Genomic DNA, 15469 nt, shown 5'->3' with positions numbered 1-15469 from the left:
CTCCCCTGCCTCCCCTGCTCCCCTGCCTCCCCTGTTCCCTGTTCCCTGTCATGACTGTTTTTCTAATTCTGCTTTCATTCTTTGCAGAGTGATATTCATCTGCTCAAACATTTGTTGGGGGGTGACACCAAACTGATCCAACTGAGTTTTGAGTTGTTGGATAGTCATTTGTGCCATGAAGTCTTCTGATAGCTCGAAACGCTTCATAAAGATGCGATATCGATCCATCATCCCTTCCATTTGCTCAATAAACAGCTTTTTGCCCTCGCGGTCAAATTTGCCGTAGTTGTTGCCAAGTTGAATCAGCGATTGATAATCTTCAAATAGCTGCTTGGCTTCATGCTGAACGATCTCAGAGTCGAAGAATCCCATTTTGCTTTTATTCAACTGAGTTCTATAACTCAGTAACTTAAAATTTTTCCTCTATTCATATTTTAGTCTAGGGGACTCATCTGGGGAATAAGCTTCGGGTTTAGTACGGTTGTTTACCGAAATTCCACTACTTGACCGATGTAGGGTTTGCTGAGAAAGTCTTCTCGTTTAGGCAGGGAACAGGGAACAGGGAACAGGGAGCAGGGGAGGCAGGGGGAGAAAAATTTATTCTTCTTATTCTTCTTATTCTTCTGAACTCCTGAACTCCTGGACTCCTGTAACTCCTGAACTCCTGAACTCCTGAACTCCTGAACTCCTGAACTCCTGAACTCCTGAACTCCTGCCTCCTGCCTTCTGCCTCCTGCCTCCTGCCTCCTGCCTCCTGCTTCTAATTTGACCTAGGGCGTGGGAATTGAGAAGGTGACTTAAACTTCTCAACTGGTACGTCTTTTAAGGCTTTAACCATAAAATCACGCCAGATAGGAGCAACCATACCCCCACCAGTCGCACCACTAGATAATTGTCTGTTGTCATCTCTTCCTACCCAGACAGCGGTTGTCAGTTGTGGTACTGTACCTACAAACCAAATATCCTTTTCAGAAGAAGTTGTACCTGTTTTACCAGCCACTGGTCGGTCAAGGGCAGCGCCTTTACCCGTACCACTAGTTACTACAGATTGCATCACATCTATAATTGCTGCTGAAGCCCAAGAGTCAAGAACTCGTTGGGGTTTAGGAGTGTTATCGAGTAACACATTACCAGTGCTATCTGTAACTCTGACAATGACAGTTGCTGGTGATTGCCAGCCATAATTAGCAAAAGTAGCGTAGGCACTAGCCATTTCTAAGGGAGTGACACCAATAGCACCCAAAGGCAGAGAAGTCACAGGTTCCATCGGACTCATAATGCCCAAAGTCCGACAAGTTTCAATTACTTTATTCATCCCTATAGCTTTACCAATTTTAATTACAGGGATATTTCGAGACTGAGCTAAAGCAGTGCGTATGGACATAGCACCACTGAAACCACCATCATAGTTCCTGGGATAGTACCAACCATTACCATCTCTGTAACTAACTGGAGCATCTATAACTGTGCTATCGGGTCCATATTTGCCAGTTTCAAAGGCAGCATAGTAGACAAAAGGTTTAAAAGAAGATCCCGGTTGACGTTGGGCTTGGGTAGCACGGTTGAATTCACTCGCTTTAGGATCTACACCACCAACTAAGGCTTTCACAAAATGTGTGCGGGGGTCAATTGCTACTAAAGCAAGTTGATTCTTGTATAACCCTTGACCCAGTAGAGTTTGATGCCACTTAACGACCGTTTCCTCTGCCATCATTTGGAACTTGGCATCAACAGTAGTTTGTACTCTCATTCCACCTTTTAGCAGTGCATCACGTCCAAACTTTCTGGCCAATTCTTGGGCTACGGTGTTGGTGATGTAAGGTAGGGCGCTACCTTGAAATGACCTAATTCTTCCTAATTTAATTTCTTGCTTGAGAGCATCGTCATATTCTTTCTGGGTGATCCATTTCAAGTCCAGCATCCGCCCCAGCACTTCCTTTTGTTTCTGTTTTGCCAACTTCATGCTAGAAAAGGGGCTAAATTCTTCTGGGGCTTGAATTAAACCCGCCATCATTGCTGACTCACCCAGAGTTAAAAATTCCGCTGATTTGTTAAAGTAACTACGAGCCGCTGTTTGCACACCGTAGTTATTATGACCCCAATACACTTGATTGAGGTACATTTCTAAAATTTCGTCTTTGGTGAGAATTTGTTCTAAACGAATTGCTAAAACTGCTTCGGCTAACTTGCGAGTAAAAGCACGCTTGTGAGACAAAAACAGGTTTTTTACTAACTGCATGGTGATGGTAGAACCACCTTCCTTCACACCACCTGCTACTAAGTTCACTACCACAGCCCGACCCACACCTGTAGGGTTAATGCCGTGGTGACTATAAAAGTGACCATCTTCACTGGCTAATACTGCCCGTTTCAGATTTGGGGAAATTTTATCCAGGGGTACAACTTCCCGGTTAGCTTCACCGTGAACACTTGTTAATAATTTACCTTTAATATCGTATATGTAAGTAGTTTCTGAGGGAAAAAAGTTACGTAGTTGTCTTACGTCTGGTAAATTCCGGAAACTGATGGCTAGGCCAACTAGTCCTCCAGCTACAATAGAGCTTGTCAACAACGTAATAGATAGCAGAGTAGCACCAGTTACCTGACCCACTCCTTTAAAAAATTCAAATCCAGCTGAAGCCTGCTGTTGTGGCTGTTTGTCTTCAAAAGTCCTAGACGACACGGCTATATCACTTCCTCACTAGTAAATTTAAATGTAGTTCATTAAATGGAAAAAGACGGTTAATTTTTTGCAATTATAGTAGTTTGGCAGAGCAGAGAACGGATAGTTTTTTGGTGAACATAAAAAACTTAACTTCTCAAATGCAAAGTGTAGTTAATAGCGAATCCTATAGTATGACTCAAAATTTCTCTTGGTTGCATCGTGGTGTGGCAGAAATTTTTCCTCAACCCCACAATGATGATCATGAAACTGAAAGTTTAGAAAAGCGTTTAGTCAATGCGAATCGTCCTTTAAGGGTGAAATTGGGTATTGATCCGACGGGTGCGGATATTCATTTGGGTCATAGTATACCAGTAAGAAAACTGCGAGCGTTTCAAGATGCTGGTCATACGGCTATTTTAATTATTGGTGATTTTACTGCCCGGATCGGCGATCCTACTGGCAAATCTGATGTGCGTCGTCAACTGACAGAGGCAGATGTGGCGCAAAATGCTCAAACTTATCTTGATCAAGTACGTCCTATTTTAGATTTCGACACACCTGGTAGATTGGAGGTACGTTATAACTCCGAATGGCTGTCCCGTCTAGATTTAGGGAAGATTTTGGAGTTACTTTCTACTATGACGGTGGGGCAAATGTTAGCCAAGGAAGGTTTTGCCGAACGTTACAAAAAAGAGAATCCAATTTTTCTGCATGAATTCTTGTATCCATTAATGCAGGGTTTTGATTCTGTGGCAGTTGAAGCTGATGTGGAGTTGGGTGGTACTGATCAAAAATTTAACATTGCTGTAGGCAGAGATTTACAACGCCATTTTGGTCTTAAGCCTCAGTTTGGGCTACTGCTGCCAATTTTGATTGGTACTGATGGTGTACAAAAGATGTCTAAGTCTTTAAGTAATTATGTGGGTTTGTCTGAACATCCCTCCCAAAAGTATCAAAAACTCCAAGCTGTACCAGATAATTTACTGTCACAGTATTTTGAATTGCTGACAGATTTACCTTTGGATAGTTTGCCAGAAAACCCACGCGATCGCCAAGAATTTTTAGCATGGGAAATTGTCCGTCAGTATCATGGGGAAGCAGCAGCAAATGAAGCCAAGGAGGCTGCAAAAAGCGGTGGTAAGGAAGGGAAGTTACCTGAGTTTTCTCTGGCTGCTATTACTCAATTTCCCGTTAAATTAGCTTTTATTCTCGGTGCTACTGGTTTATGTAAAAGTACCGCCGAAGGTAAACGGAAAATTCAAGAGGGTGGTGTGCGCTTAGATGGGGAAAAGGTGACTGATGTGGATACAACTTTTGCCGCACCTGGGGATTTAGCTGGTAAGGTTTTGCAAGTGGGTAAAAAGAATTTTATCCGTCTTGTTCCATGATTAAGTTAATGAAACGCAGATAAACGCAGATGAACGCAGATGAACGAATTATTGTCCCTTTAGATGTACCAGATTTGGAAAGTGCGATCGCTCTTGTGGAGAAACTTCCTCAAGTTACTTTCTGGAAGGTTGGTTTGGAGTTGTTTACTAGCACTGGTCCGCAGATTCTGGAAATTCTTAAATCCCGACAAAAGCGGATTTTTCTCGATTTGAAATTTCACGACATCCCCAACACTGTTGCAGGTGCTTGTCGTGCTGCGGCTAGTTATGGAGTAGATTTGTTGACGGTTCATGCTACTAATGGCAAAGATGGCCTCAAAGCTGCAACGGAAGCGGTGCAAGTAGGGGCAGAAAAGGCAGGGACTAAACCACCAAAATTAATCGCTATTACGCTATTAACTAGCATTTCCCCTAGACAGTTGGCGTTTGATTTAAAAATTCCTCTGGAATTACCGGAATTTGCTTTACAAATGGCGCTTTTAGCTCAAGAATCAGGATTAGATGGGGTCGTGTGTTCTCCCCAGGAAGTGGCACAACTGCGAGAAACTTGTGGCAATGACTTTTTATTCGTTTGTCCAGGAGTGCGTCCCAGTTGGGCAGAAAAAGGAGATCAAAAGCGATCGCTCACTCCTTCCCAAGCTATACAAGCTGGTGCAGATTATCTAGTAATTGGTCGTCCTATTACTGCTGCATCTGACCCTGAGTTAGCTTGGCAGAAAATTACTGAGGAATTACATTCCGATCAATGATATCCAGTTCGGCTAATTACTTACGATATAAAAGTGTTGGAGATATTTGCTATTCCCTATTCCCTATTCCCTATTCCCTGTCCCAACATATATCGTAAGTGTTCCACTGGACATGATATGAACTAGATATTGTTTTGTTTGGCTCAAAAACATAACTTCAATTCTCTACGAGACGCTACGCCAATGTCATCTCGTAGAGTAGAAGCAAAGAAATACACCTATAGGAATTCGGTTTGGTTTCTGATTTACTTGTGTAGGCAGGGAATAGGCAATAGGGTTTTAGCAGATTTGGGTGTACGGAGTTTTTTTCATAAATCAAATAGTAGTCATATATTCTAATTTATAGATTATTTTTACTTGTTTTATAGCAGGATTCAGGAGTCCTGCTATATTTTTCAACATCTAATATTTTCAACCTGAATTTAACTGAATTTAACTGAATTTAACTGAATTTAACTAAATTTACCCCAAATAACAATTATTCAATTCCCTGAAAAATACTGAAAAATTCTCTGCAAATTCCTTCTAAACTGTGCATTACAGTCAAGAAAAAAGTGTTTGATTTAGTTGAAAGCAAGATACTTCTAAAATCCTCTTGATTGAAGATAGATTAATTTCAGCAGCATTGGGTTATTAAATTCACATCATAAGGAATCTCAATCATGTCTTTTTTCCCTATTCTAGATTGCAGTGAAGTTTTATATAACCTTCCAGATGAAATTCAGGAAGATTTAATGGCAATGACTCCTGAAAAAGAGCAATCAATTATAGAATTTTTTGAAAGATTATCCTTTTCATATCAATATACCAGGCACGTCATCATACCTGCCTTGTTATTAACAACGGTTTATCAAGGAGAAAGATTATCCCTCCCCATGCTCGACCCGAAAAAATTTGATAAGGAGGCTGCTCTACCTTATTACTTGTGGGGTTTGTTATATGAGGAATGGAAACCTAATCCCGAACAAGGTCTGTCAGTATTTATCCAAGGTTACGACAACCGGGGTCCTGATAATCTTCGCAAAAGAATCTACCATTCTGCTACTACCTTCGATTTATATCACTCCCAGTATCGGGAAAAGGTGGTTGAGTTTTTTGACGATCTTTTGGATACAAGGAATATTGGTAAGCCCCTGATGCGTGAGTATTTAGACAGCTATTTCGACCTGTACTGGAACTTACACCTTGGTGTCGCAGGTTATGACATTCCCATCGAAGTTCGGGAAATAGGAATGAGTTTTAATACAGTCCTAGCCTATTTGATGCCGACAGAAAAAATTGTCTATCAAAACTACATGAAGGTGCGTGACCTTCGCCAACTTTTACAAGATTGGATTGACCATAAAATTGAAGACGTACAATATGAAAGGATTTATAATCCAGAGCGAACCTTCGTGTATTACTGGCTGAAAAATAGCCATGATGGCACAGATGAAAATTTCAGGAAGGAAGATATTGCTTTCGAGTGCTTCCACAATTTTGTTGCTTTCAGTCAGTGGGGAAATACTATTTACAATATTATATCTAGGCTTGCCAAAGACATAGGAGATCCAGAGGTAAAAGAGTGGTTTGTAAAGACCATGACAAGCGACTATGACAATGCAAACTATTCACCCTTTACCCCCCTTGATCGATTCGTGATGGAATTATTCCGCACGATTTCACCTAATTCTGGTAGTGTCTCTTGTATCAATGAAACCAATCAGCCACTATACGACAGATATGGCTATATCGTTACTCCACACAAGGAGACTAGCCAATATGACATACACTGGGAAGACCCAGATAGGTTTAACCCAGATCGCTACATAACAGCACCAACCAGCAAAGAAATTAACGAAGTTAAATCAAGAGAAATCGGCTTTGCTCAATGTCCTTTCCACCAGGAACAATTTTTTGTACGGGATGGCAGAAATACCCAAATAACCAATAGTGCATTTGGTACAGTTTATGGCGTTACTAATGGCACAGCGAGTCCTGTGTGTGATTATGCAGGTTATGCACCTTTTGGGTTTGGATATCGGCGCTGTCCTGGTGAGCTATTCACTGTTGAGGTGATTAAGGATTTTCTCAGAAAAGTATGGAACGAAAGAATTGATTTCTACAAACTGAAAAACGCCTCGGAGAAAGTTCCCGTAGGACCAACAGCAGTAGTTGTGGACGATATCGGATTTACTAAGCCTTGACATACTCCCCGCCCTAAAAATGCAAGTTTGTTGACTGGTGGGCGAGTGTGAAAAAATTTTGCTGTGTGATCTTTGTTGTGTCGGCAATTAATGCGGTTAATCGGGTAGCGGATGAAGCTTATTTTATACCTGAAATTGATATATTACCAGATACACGCCTGATGGTGGAGAGCCTTTAGTTGGTTCATTGAACAATTCTGCGAGCTTCCAGTTCGCAGAATCAGGCAACTTTCATGTTACTGGACTTGAGATTGATGTGAAATATTGTCGTTATCATCAGGTAAAATGCGTGGTACGAGATGTAAAAAAATCAAGATCAAGGGTGTAAATTTTATCTCATGAATACAAAAAGCCCAAGGAGAAGAAATAGCTGGTTGGTATTGAGGGGCTTGGTAATACTATGTCCTTGCTGGCTGTTTGTCTTTTGTGGCTTTGACTATCCTGCATTTTCTAAAAATCTCACACCCAAACCTGTCAACTCAGAGGTAAGTAATTCTTGCTCAGAACAAAGTTTAGAAACTTTAACTACTCAGTTAATGCGAGATTTACCTAGCTACGCCAACCGTGCCGCCCAACGCGCTCGTCGTCTGAGTAGAAGTGTTGATATTTATACTTATATTCTGGCAGCAGGAAAACCTGAGTTTCAGCCTTTACCTTTAAATCCTGGCATTGATACGCCTAACAAGTATGAATCAGAGGGAGTAGAACAGGTGTTTTTTACTACCTACGAACGAAAATACATAGATAAAAAAGCAGTAGAATTACAGGAATTTCACTGGTTGTTGTTAACTAAAGCCAAAATCGGTTGGCAAGTGGTGATGATGTTTACCCAAACAGGTGAATATCCAGTCAAACAACCCATAGCACCACCTAGAGACAGTAGTAACGGTGCGATCGCTCAAGGTGTTAAACTGTGGCTACGAGACTGCAATGAAAATAAAAATTAAAAATTAAAAATTAAAAAATCTATCTCATGCCTAAGTCCTAAAATTTTTTCTTGGTCAAGGGCTGCTATTTTGATAGCAATAAAAGCATAATAGAAGTGTGACTAATCTGTTAGCCCCTTTACAATCCCTAAAACAAGGTCACTGGTTCAAGTTGATTTGTGGAGCCAGTTTCCAACATCTACCTGCGGTGAGAAGTTTAACCTTAGCCTACACTTTGGCGGGTGCTGACTGCATAGATGTTGCTGCTGATCCAGCGGTAATTGCCGCCGCTCAAGCAGGTTTACAAGCAGCCCAGGCTCTGGCTGAGGAAGCCCAAAAGCAAGGCTTTAGTTTTAAAGGTGATTTGCCTTTACTAATGGTTAGCCTAAACGACGGAGAAGATCCGCATTTTAGAAAAGCAGAATTTAATGCTAATTATTGTCCAGTAGATTGCCCTAGACCCTGTGAAAAAATTTGTCCAGCACAAGCAATTGTGTTTAACGATATAAAAGATAGCTTTTCAGGAATTATTGCTGAAAAATGTTATGGCTGCGGTCGTTGCCTTCCAGTTTGTCCTTATGAGATGATAAATGTAGCATCTTATGTATCAACTCCAGGAGCGATCGCACCATTGATAGTATCAACCGGAATAGATGCCATAGAAATTCACACAAAAGTAGGGCGTTTGGCAGAATTCCAGCGTTTGTGGGCAGCTATCGCTCCTTGGGCAGATCAATTAAAGTTAATAGCTATCAGTTGCAATGATGGTGAAGGACTAATTGATTACCTGCAAGCAATTTATGACATCATCACACCCCGTCCTCAATTTTTAGTTTGGCAAACAGACGGGCGCTCTATGAGTGGTGACATCGGCGATGGCACTACCATAGCAGCCGTGAAACTAGGACAAAAAGTTTTGGCAGCAAACCTACCGGGATATGTGCAGTTAGCAGGGGGTACTAATAGCTACACTGTTCCTAAACTGAAGGAGATGGGAATGCTGAAAGAAGCAGGGGAGCAGGGAGCAGGGAGTAAGGGGGAAAATACCTCTCCTCTGCACCCCGCACCCCGCCCTCCTGCCTTTATTGCCGGTGTGGCCTACGGCAGTTATGCCCGTGTATTGCTGTCACCAATTCTTGAACAGTTAGAAAATAAGGAGGTGAGTACCACTGGTGTCAAGGCAAATCTACGCCTCGAAGATGAACCGGAACTACTATGGCAAACTGTGAAACTTGCTCGTTCTCTCGTTTCCCAGATTAAGTCACAGTCAGAGCGTTCATAGCTCTTATGTTATCTCTCACAACGTCACCATCTCTCACCATAGAAAGCATGACGATTACAGACGATCTCCAAAAGTTACTGGACATTTTACCCCAAGACCTACGACAAGAACTGGAGAATCATCCCAAAAGAGATTATCTAGTAGAAGTGGTCTTGGATTTAGGTCGTCGCCCAGAAGCTCGGTTTCCCCATGCTGCTGAGTATCTGAGCGAAACTCCCGTCACTCAAGCACAAATAGATGATTGCATTCAAAGAGTCGGAACCTTTGGTGGAGATAATCGGGCAGGAATTGAGCAAACTTTACATCGCATTAGTGCTATCCGTAACCGCACAGGCAAAATTATTGGTTTAACTTGTCGTGTCGGTCGGGCGGTATTTGGCACTATTGGCATGATCCGCGATTTGGTAGAAACTGGCAGATCAATACTGATGTTAGGTCGTCCCGGTGTGGGTAAAACCACGGCTTTACGGGAAATTGCCCGTGTGTTGGCAGATGACTTAAATAAACGAGTGGTGATTATTGACACTTCTAACGAAATTGCTGGTGATGGCGATATAGCTCACCCGGCCATTGGTCGCGCTCGGCGGATGCAAGTAGCCCAGCCTGAATTACAACATCAAGTAATGATTGAGGCAGTGGAAAACCATATGCCGGAGGTAATTGTCATTGATGAAATTGGCACAGAACTGGAAGCTCTAGCAGCCCGTACAATTGCGGAGAGGGGTGTACAATTAGTTGGTACTGCCCACGGCAACCAAATTGAAAACCTGATCAAAAACCCCACTTTGTCTGATTTGGTGGGAGGTATTCAAGCTGTTACCCTGGGAGATGATGAAGCGAGACGACGCGGTTCACAAAAGACCGTTTTGGAACGTAAAGCTCCACCTACCTTTGAGATTGCTGTGGAAATGATGGAACGACAGCGATGGGTAGTGCATGAAAGCGTAGCCGACACAGTGGATACTTTGTTACGGGGTCGTCAACCCAACCCACAAACGCGGAGTGTGGATGAAAATGGCAAAGTGGTGATTACCAGACAATTATCTGTGGTTAATGGTCGTGGTGGCAATTTAGCTAGTGAGGAAGAATCTTTCCCATCTGTGAAGCAGGTTAATGGCTGGCGTAGTTCTGGTCAAATGGTGGCTCTACCACCCCTATCTCTAGAACGGGAACGGGTGACAGGACGCAGTGAGTTTGACCGTCTGTTAGATGAATCTTTCAATTATTCTGAAAGTATTGATTTCAGTCAGACTAAATCACCAGGGCCAAATGGGGAAGATTTGCCTTTGCATATTTACCCCTATGGGGTGAGCCGTCACCAACTGGAACAGGTGATTAGTGTGTTAACTTTGCCGGTGGTATTGACAAAAGACATAGATAGTGCTGATGCAATTTTAGCGTTGCGATCGCACGTCAAAAACCACGCTAAATTAAGGCAAATGGCGAAGGCTCGTCATGTACCAATTCATGTGATTAAGTCCAGCACCATTCCCCAAATTACTCGTGGTTTGCGGCGGTTGCTGAATATGGAAGATCCAGAAATTGGCGATGAACGAGAATTACAATTATTGCTGCACAATGGCAGTGATGATGAAATAGACGCTTTGGAAGAAGCTAGACTGGCGGTTGAGCAAATAGTCATTCCTAAAGGTCAACCTGTGGAGTTATTACCCCGTTCTCCCCAAGTGAGAAAAATGCAGCATGAGTTGGTAGAACATTATCGGCTCAAGTCCCATAGTTTTGGAGAAGAACCAAACCGACGGTTAAGGATTTATCCGGCGTAAACATACAATATCCCCGAAAGCTTAGAGAATTCGGGGATTTATATGTTAACTGTTGACTGTTGACTGTCAACGTGAAATACCGCCCCTAAAAGAGATGGGATGAGCTTATTTATGTTTCTGCTTTGATTGACCAATTTAATATTAGCCCTCTTGCTGATAAATACAGCAAAATTCCATTCAAAAGATGCCAAATAAAATGAGTACCTGTTGAGAAGTCATAGCAAACTATCTGATCAAAACTGCGAAATGATAGAGCTAAAAGGAAAACCCCTGCTGCTCCTAGTAAAATAAATCTTTCACACTTTTGTTGTTGAAAATGATAAATGCCAAATCCAAGTAAAACTAAAAATGCTGGCAGGTAGGAAAGAGAACCATTAAACAAATTTGTAAATTGCTTACTGTAATTGCTGGCAAAGTAGAAAACTATGATTAAAGATCCAGTATAGATATACTTCATCTTCATGACATGACGACTATAAAGCCATAAAAAACAAAGTTGAAAGAACATAATAGGCAAAACATCTAGTAGATTTGCCCATTTTGTTGCAAAGGTATGGAATAGAGTGCTGCCGATACCAATTGAAATAGCTAAACTAATTAATATCCAAATACCAATGGGTATTTTTTGTTGACTCTTTGCTACATGCCAAATAGCGGCGGCGGCAATGAAGAAAGAAATATTAGATATGGCATTAAATGGTTCACTCCATAAACCAGGAATGATGCGTTCGCAGTAGAGATCAATGTAGTCATTCATAGATTTTTTATGTTTTATGCGTAGGTATTTTGTTTTTCAAGTAAGTAATTGCAAGCCAAACCAGGCGGTGATTTCTTTACTGCCGCTGTAATAAATTGCCCTCACAGATCCTTTTGCTAAAAAGTGCAAATAATTGGAAACTTCACCACTCTTTAAAAGAACGCTATCTTTGGGCAAGTCTTGTGGTTTAACTAGCTGCTTAAGTTCCTCTTGATGTTTGGGACTGAGGATAACATATTGATTAAGGGTGTTTAAGAGTGTTTGATACATTATTAATTTTTAAGATGAATAAATTCAACCGGGAATAACACTCCAAAATAAAATGAAACGGAGCAGAAAAACAGAATCTAGCCCAAACAGCAGAAGAAATTCAACAAGTATTAAACCAATTAAGCCAGTCTTATCCTACTGATACAATATCAGGGAAAAACCCAAAATTTTGTACTTGGTCGTGTTTATTAACTGTATATCTAACTTAATAATAATAATTCCTATTTATCTCTAATAAATTCTAGTCAATTCTCCCATTAATTAGTTTTTATATACTAAATAACTCGGTTTCTTTAGGATGTGACAGTTGTGGGTGCGGAATGTGGGCTATAAACTAATACAGTTCAGTTAAGAATTTTTTGATTCAGTTACTAGCCCCTACACCCTACAACCTACCCCCTATGTTTAGAACCTTCCACCACCTTTAATAAACTTCGCAGCATAAAATAAGCAGAAGTACCTCCCGGATCTTGATGTCCCACACTGCGATCGCCTAAATAACTAGCTCGTCCTTTTTTAGCTACCATCGGTATAGTTTCTTGTAAACCTTGTTCAGCTGCGGAAACCGCTTCCCGCAAAGCTGCCACTGTTTCCATACCTTCGTTAACGGCTTGTTCAAAAGCCAACACAGCTGGAGAAAGCACATCCACCATTGTCTTATCTCCCAACTGCGCTTTACCACGCTCAATTACACCATGTAAACCCGATTGTAATAGATACAGCAGATCCTGTTCAGTTAATTCTTCTTTACCAGCAGTAGCAGAACTAGCTCTTAAAAACCAAGTTCCATACAAAGGACCACTAGCACCACCAATGCTGGAAATTAAAGTCATGCTGACGGTTTTGAAGATGGTGCTAATATCTTTACTAGCAAGACCAGGTAGCAAATTGCTGACCTTTTTAAAACCTCTATCCATATTGATACCATGATCAGCATCACCTATGGCTGCATCTAATTCTGTCAATTCTTCTTTATGATGTTCAATGACAGAAGCAAATACATTTAACCATTGAATTATCTGCACCTGAGTAACCATTTCATACTCCCCAGCGTAAACTTGGCGTTTTTACTGGTGCATCCCATAACTTGAGCATCTCGTCGTCTAACTTCAGCAGTGTGATGGAGCAACCTTGCATTTCTAATGATGTCATGTAGGGGCCAATGAGATTGCGGACTATGTGCAGTCCTTCCTGTTCACAGATTTCTGCTAGTTTGCGGTAGACAAGATAGAGTTCAGAAATGGGAGTCCCACCCATACTGTTAACATAAGCTAAGAGGCGATCGCCTTTTTGCAGGGGTTTATTTAACAGTTCCACATCTATCCATCCCTCTTTGGTTTCGTCCCACTCCCGCACAGTGCGACTATATTCAGTATCATTAATCAGGGAATGCACTAAAAACTCAGTAATTTCATCTGCTGATTTCATGGTAACTCTCTTTCTTCCTGGTTCTCCATGAATCCCAATCCCTAATTCTATTTCATCATCACCTAAAGCAAAAGTCGGTGTACCCTTGGCAGGAATTGTACAAGAACTCAGCGCCACACCTACACTGCGTCCGTGCAGATTTACTCTTCTACACAAAGAAGCCACCTGTTGCAAATCATATCCTTGTTCTGCGGCTGCGCCACAAATTTTTTCTGCCAGGACTGTTGTTCCCACACCTCTTCTTCCTTGGGTGTACAAACTATCTTTCACGGCTATATCATCATCAATCATAATATTGAGCGTGCGGATGCCTTCACTTCTGGCTAACTCCGTCGCCATTTCAAAGTTCATTAAATCACCACTATAATTTTTAACAATATAAAGAATACCAGCACCACCATCTACCTGCTGCGCTGCGGCTAACATTTGATCAGGAGTCGGTGAAGTGAAAACTTCTCCAGGACAAGCAGCATCGAGCATTCCCCTCCCCACAAAACCAGTGTGCAGAGGTTCGTGACCACTACCACCACCAGAAATAATTGCTACCTTTCCCTGCACAGGTGCATCCGCTCGATAGACAAAAGTAGGCTCATAATTTACTTTAATTAAATCGGCATGAGCAACAGCCATTCCTGCTAGACTTTCTCTTACAAAGTCATCTGGTTGATTAATCAGCTTTTTCATAATTGATGTTGGCAAAGGTGCTAAAACTTAGGATAAACTTTCGTAGCACCAAATTTCAGCATTTTTGCTTAAACAAGGGAATAGGGAATAGGGAATAGAAAATACTGTGACCTGTCACCTGTCACCTGTCACCTGTATTCAGTTTGAAGAAACTATCAAAAGCATACCAAGCTAAAACATACCAAGGAATTACTTCTAATTGCAGACCTTTCACTATCAATTGTCTCATAGCTAAGAGACCCAATCCAAAGGGAAATAAGAAACGTAAATCAACAGCACCATTTGTAGCGAATTCAACTTGTTGATTCAAGTCAATTACTGCATTAGATATACCCGTTGCTGCTTCAGTTTTGCCTTGAGTAATATCTGCAAAAATTATCCCTATATCTCGCAATATTGCAGAAATTTCTGCTAAAGTTTCAGCTTTACCATCATGCTTGATGAGAATGCTACCATGATGGATATTAGTTCGCACATTAGTAATGTGCGGTTGTGCGGTTAAAAAATTGGCGATATGTTGGATTTTCTCAGGTTGGCGATTTTCTGTTGCAATTCTCAACCTTAATCTTCCTGGTGTATCACTGATAATTTTTGTAGATATAGGATTAAATGGTTTATTTAAACTTGTTATTTCCATAATTTATCTCATATTTTCAACCTTTACTATTAAGACTTACGCAAAAACTCTCCCAAACTCCTATTCCTCTGTGTTCTCTGCGTCCTCTGCGGTTCGATATTCCGTGACTCGTGCGTAAGTCCTGACTATGAACAATTCATAATTCATAACTCAGAACTGAATTACGAATTATGAATTACGAATTACGAATTAGATTGAGTTTCAGCAGCTTCAAATGCTGGTGTATGTTTTTCTTCTGCTATTTCTGCTCTAGCTTCGGCTACAATATCTTCCCAAGTTTCACCCAATTCGGCAAAAGCTCCCTTGCTTTTTTCATAAGCAACAAGTCCGCTTTTAACGATTGATTTAGCTATTGGTTTACCAATTCCTGCAACCACAGGAATTACCACAGGTGCAAGTAAAACAGCGCCTATTCCGGCTATAATTCCAGGTGCGCCGGCATCTTCTACAAAATCAGTAATTTTTGCCATAATTCAATCAACCTCCCATAAATTGGAGCAGGTCACATAAGCTTTTTAATTTACTCTAATTTCCAGATTTATATCATCTTGCTGTTGATAGATGTTTTCAGGAGTATGTAATCAGAAGTGTGATATCAACTTTGGGAAATCGCCGAAGATATAAAATTGCCAGAGTTTTTATATTTCAAAATCTCAGTATCAATTTGATCGTGTTGAGGAAACTAAAAAAATTAAATTCCTGATTTCTGCGTA

14 protein-coding genes are annotated in these 15469 nt (G+C 41.1%); 6 read left to right on the top strand and 8 right to left on the bottom strand.

What is annotated here, in order from left to right; genetic code table 11:
• Positions 1-48: 48 nt before the first annotated feature.
• Together A0J48_RS18585 and A0J48_RS18580 are read right to left on the bottom strand one after the other, a co-directional pair.
• On the bottom strand, positions 49-372 hold the full coding sequence (locus A0J48_RS18585) for a DUF1825 family protein (protein WP_200325659.1): 324 nt from the start codon (positions 370-372) through the stop codon (positions 49-51).
• Between the two features lie 388 nt (positions 373-760).
• On the bottom strand, positions 761-2683 hold the full coding sequence (locus A0J48_RS18580; RefSeq protein WP_200325649.1) for a transglycosylase domain-containing protein: 1923 nt from the start codon (positions 2681-2683) through the stop codon (positions 761-763).
• A gap of 173 nt (positions 2684-2856) precedes the next feature.
• Here A0J48_RS18580 and tyrS point away from each other — a divergent pair, with 173 nt between their 5' ends.
• The 6 genes from tyrS to A0J48_RS18550 all read left to right on the top strand — a co-directional run bounded on the left by tyrS (position 2857) and on the right by A0J48_RS18550 (position 10980).
• Positions 2857-4053 (top strand): tyrosine--tRNA ligase, encoded by a 1197-nt coding sequence (tyrS, locus tag A0J48_RS18575; RefSeq protein WP_234301013.1) that lies wholly within the window; start codon positions 2857-2859, stop codon positions 4051-4053.
• A 29-nt stretch (positions 4054-4082) separates the two neighbouring features.
• On the top strand, positions 4083-4802 hold the full coding sequence (gene pyrF / locus A0J48_RS18570; protein ID WP_200325647.1) for an orotidine-5'-phosphate decarboxylase: 720 nt from the start codon (positions 4083-4085) through the stop codon (positions 4800-4802).
• A gap of 662 nt (positions 4803-5464) precedes the next feature.
• Positions 5465-6988 carry a cytochrome P450 family protein gene (locus A0J48_RS18565; protein WP_200325645.1) on the top strand — a complete coding sequence of 508 codons (1524 nt, stop codon included), beginning with the start codon at positions 5465-5467 and terminating at the stop codon, positions 6986-6988.
• A 338-nt stretch (positions 6989-7326) separates the two neighbouring features.
• On the top strand, positions 7327-7935 hold the full coding sequence (locus A0J48_RS18560) for a hypothetical protein (protein WP_200325643.1): 609 nt from the start codon (positions 7327-7329) through the stop codon (positions 7933-7935).
• 97 nt (positions 7936-8032) lie between these two features.
• Positions 8033-9196, top strand: a complete 1164-nt coding sequence (gene ldpA, locus A0J48_RS18555; RefSeq protein WP_200325641.1) for a circadian clock protein LdpA — start codon at positions 8033-8035, stop codon at positions 9194-9196.
• Between the two features lie 47 nt (positions 9197-9243).
• Positions 9244-10980 carry a R3H domain-containing nucleic acid-binding protein gene (locus A0J48_RS18550; RefSeq protein WP_200325655.1) on the top strand — a complete coding sequence of 579 codons (1737 nt, stop codon included), beginning with the start codon at positions 9244-9246 and terminating at the stop codon, positions 10978-10980.
• Between the two features lie 109 nt (positions 10981-11089).
• Here A0J48_RS18550 and A0J48_RS18545 read toward each other — a convergent pair whose 3' ends face one another.
• From A0J48_RS18545 to A0J48_RS18520, 6 genes are all read right to left on the bottom strand, one after another.
• The gene (locus A0J48_RS18545; protein WP_200325639.1) at positions 11090-11737 is read right to left on the bottom strand and encodes a ceramidase domain-containing protein; all 648 of its coding nucleotides are present in this window, start codon (positions 11735-11737) and stop codon (positions 11090-11092) included.
• Positions 11738-11773: 36 nt separating this feature from the next.
• Positions 11774-12007 carry a cyclic nucleotide-binding domain-containing protein gene (locus A0J48_RS18540; RefSeq protein ID WP_200325637.1) on the bottom strand — a complete coding sequence of 78 codons (234 nt, stop codon included), beginning with the start codon at positions 12005-12007 and terminating at the stop codon, positions 11774-11776.
• Between the two features lie 392 nt (positions 12008-12399).
• Positions 12400-13044, bottom strand: coding sequence for a dihydroxyacetone kinase subunit DhaL (dhaL, locus tag A0J48_RS18535; RefSeq protein WP_200325635.1), 645 nt, complete (start codon positions 13042-13044; stop codon positions 12400-12402).
• A gap of 1 nt (position 13045) precedes the next feature.
• On the bottom strand, positions 13046-14119 hold the full coding sequence (gene dhaK / locus A0J48_RS18530) for a dihydroxyacetone kinase subunit DhaK (RefSeq protein ID WP_200325653.1): 1074 nt from the start codon (positions 14117-14119) through the stop codon (positions 13046-13048).
• 121 nt (positions 14120-14240) lie between these two features.
• Positions 14241-14756: an HMA2 domain-containing protein gene (locus tag A0J48_RS18525; protein WP_200325633.1), complete on the bottom strand. Its 516-nt coding sequence runs from the start codon at positions 14754-14756 to the stop codon at positions 14241-14243.
• Between the two features lie 182 nt (positions 14757-14938).
• Positions 14939-15226 (bottom strand): DUF5132 domain-containing protein, encoded by a 288-nt coding sequence (locus tag A0J48_RS18520; protein WP_200325631.1) that lies wholly within the window; start codon positions 15224-15226, stop codon positions 14939-14941.
• Positions 15227-15469 lie beyond the last annotated feature (243 nt).

The sequence above is a fragment of the Sphaerospermopsis aphanizomenoides BCCUSP55 genome, assembly GCF_001586785.1.
Lineage (GTDB): Bacteria > Cyanobacteriota > Cyanobacteriia > Cyanobacteriales > Nostocaceae > Sphaerospermopsis_A > Sphaerospermopsis_A aphanizomenoides_A.
The sequence above is the reverse complement of the archived record's forward strand: the minus strand, read 5'-3'. Positions and strand labels throughout refer to the sequence as shown.

Coding starts and splice junctions, on each gene's coding strand:
- A0J48_RS18585 (WP_200325659.1), bottom strand. CDS start 372: ATGGGATTCTTCGACTCTGAGATCGTTCAGCATGAAGCCAAGCAGCTA.
- tyrS (WP_234301013.1), top strand. CDS start 2,857: ATGACTCAAAATTTCTCTTGGTTGCATCGTGGTGTGGCAGAAATTTTT.
- pyrF (WP_200325647.1), top strand. CDS start 4,083: ATGAACGCAGATGAACGAATTATTGTCCCTTTAGATGTACCAGATTTG.
- A0J48_RS18565 (WP_200325645.1), top strand. CDS start 5,465: ATGTCTTTTTTCCCTATTCTAGATTGCAGTGAAGTTTTATATAACCTT.
- A0J48_RS18560 (WP_200325643.1), top strand. CDS start 7,327: ATGAATACAAAAAGCCCAAGGAGAAGAAATAGCTGGTTGGTATTGAGG.
- A0J48_RS18550 (WP_200325655.1), top strand. CDS start 9,244: ATGACGATTACAGACGATCTCCAAAAGTTACTGGACATTTTACCCCAA.
- A0J48_RS18545 (WP_200325639.1), bottom strand. CDS start 11,737: ATGAATGACTACATTGATCTCTACTGCGAACGCATCATTCCTGGTTTA.
- A0J48_RS18540 (WP_200325637.1), bottom strand. CDS start 12,007: ATGTATCAAACACTCTTAAACACCCTTAATCAATATGTTATCCTCAGT.
- dhaL (WP_200325635.1), bottom strand. CDS start 13,044: ATGGTTACTCAGGTGCAGATAATTCAATGGTTAAATGTATTTGCTTCT.
- dhaK (WP_200325653.1), bottom strand. CDS start 14,119: ATGAAAAAGCTGATTAATCAACCAGATGACTTTGTAAGAGAAAGTCTA.
- A0J48_RS18525 (WP_200325633.1), bottom strand. CDS start 14,756: ATGGAAATAACAAGTTTAAATAAACCATTTAATCCTATATCTACAAAA.
- A0J48_RS18520 (WP_200325631.1), bottom strand. CDS start 15,226: ATGGCAAAAATTACTGATTTTGTAGAAGATGCCGGCGCACCTGGAATT.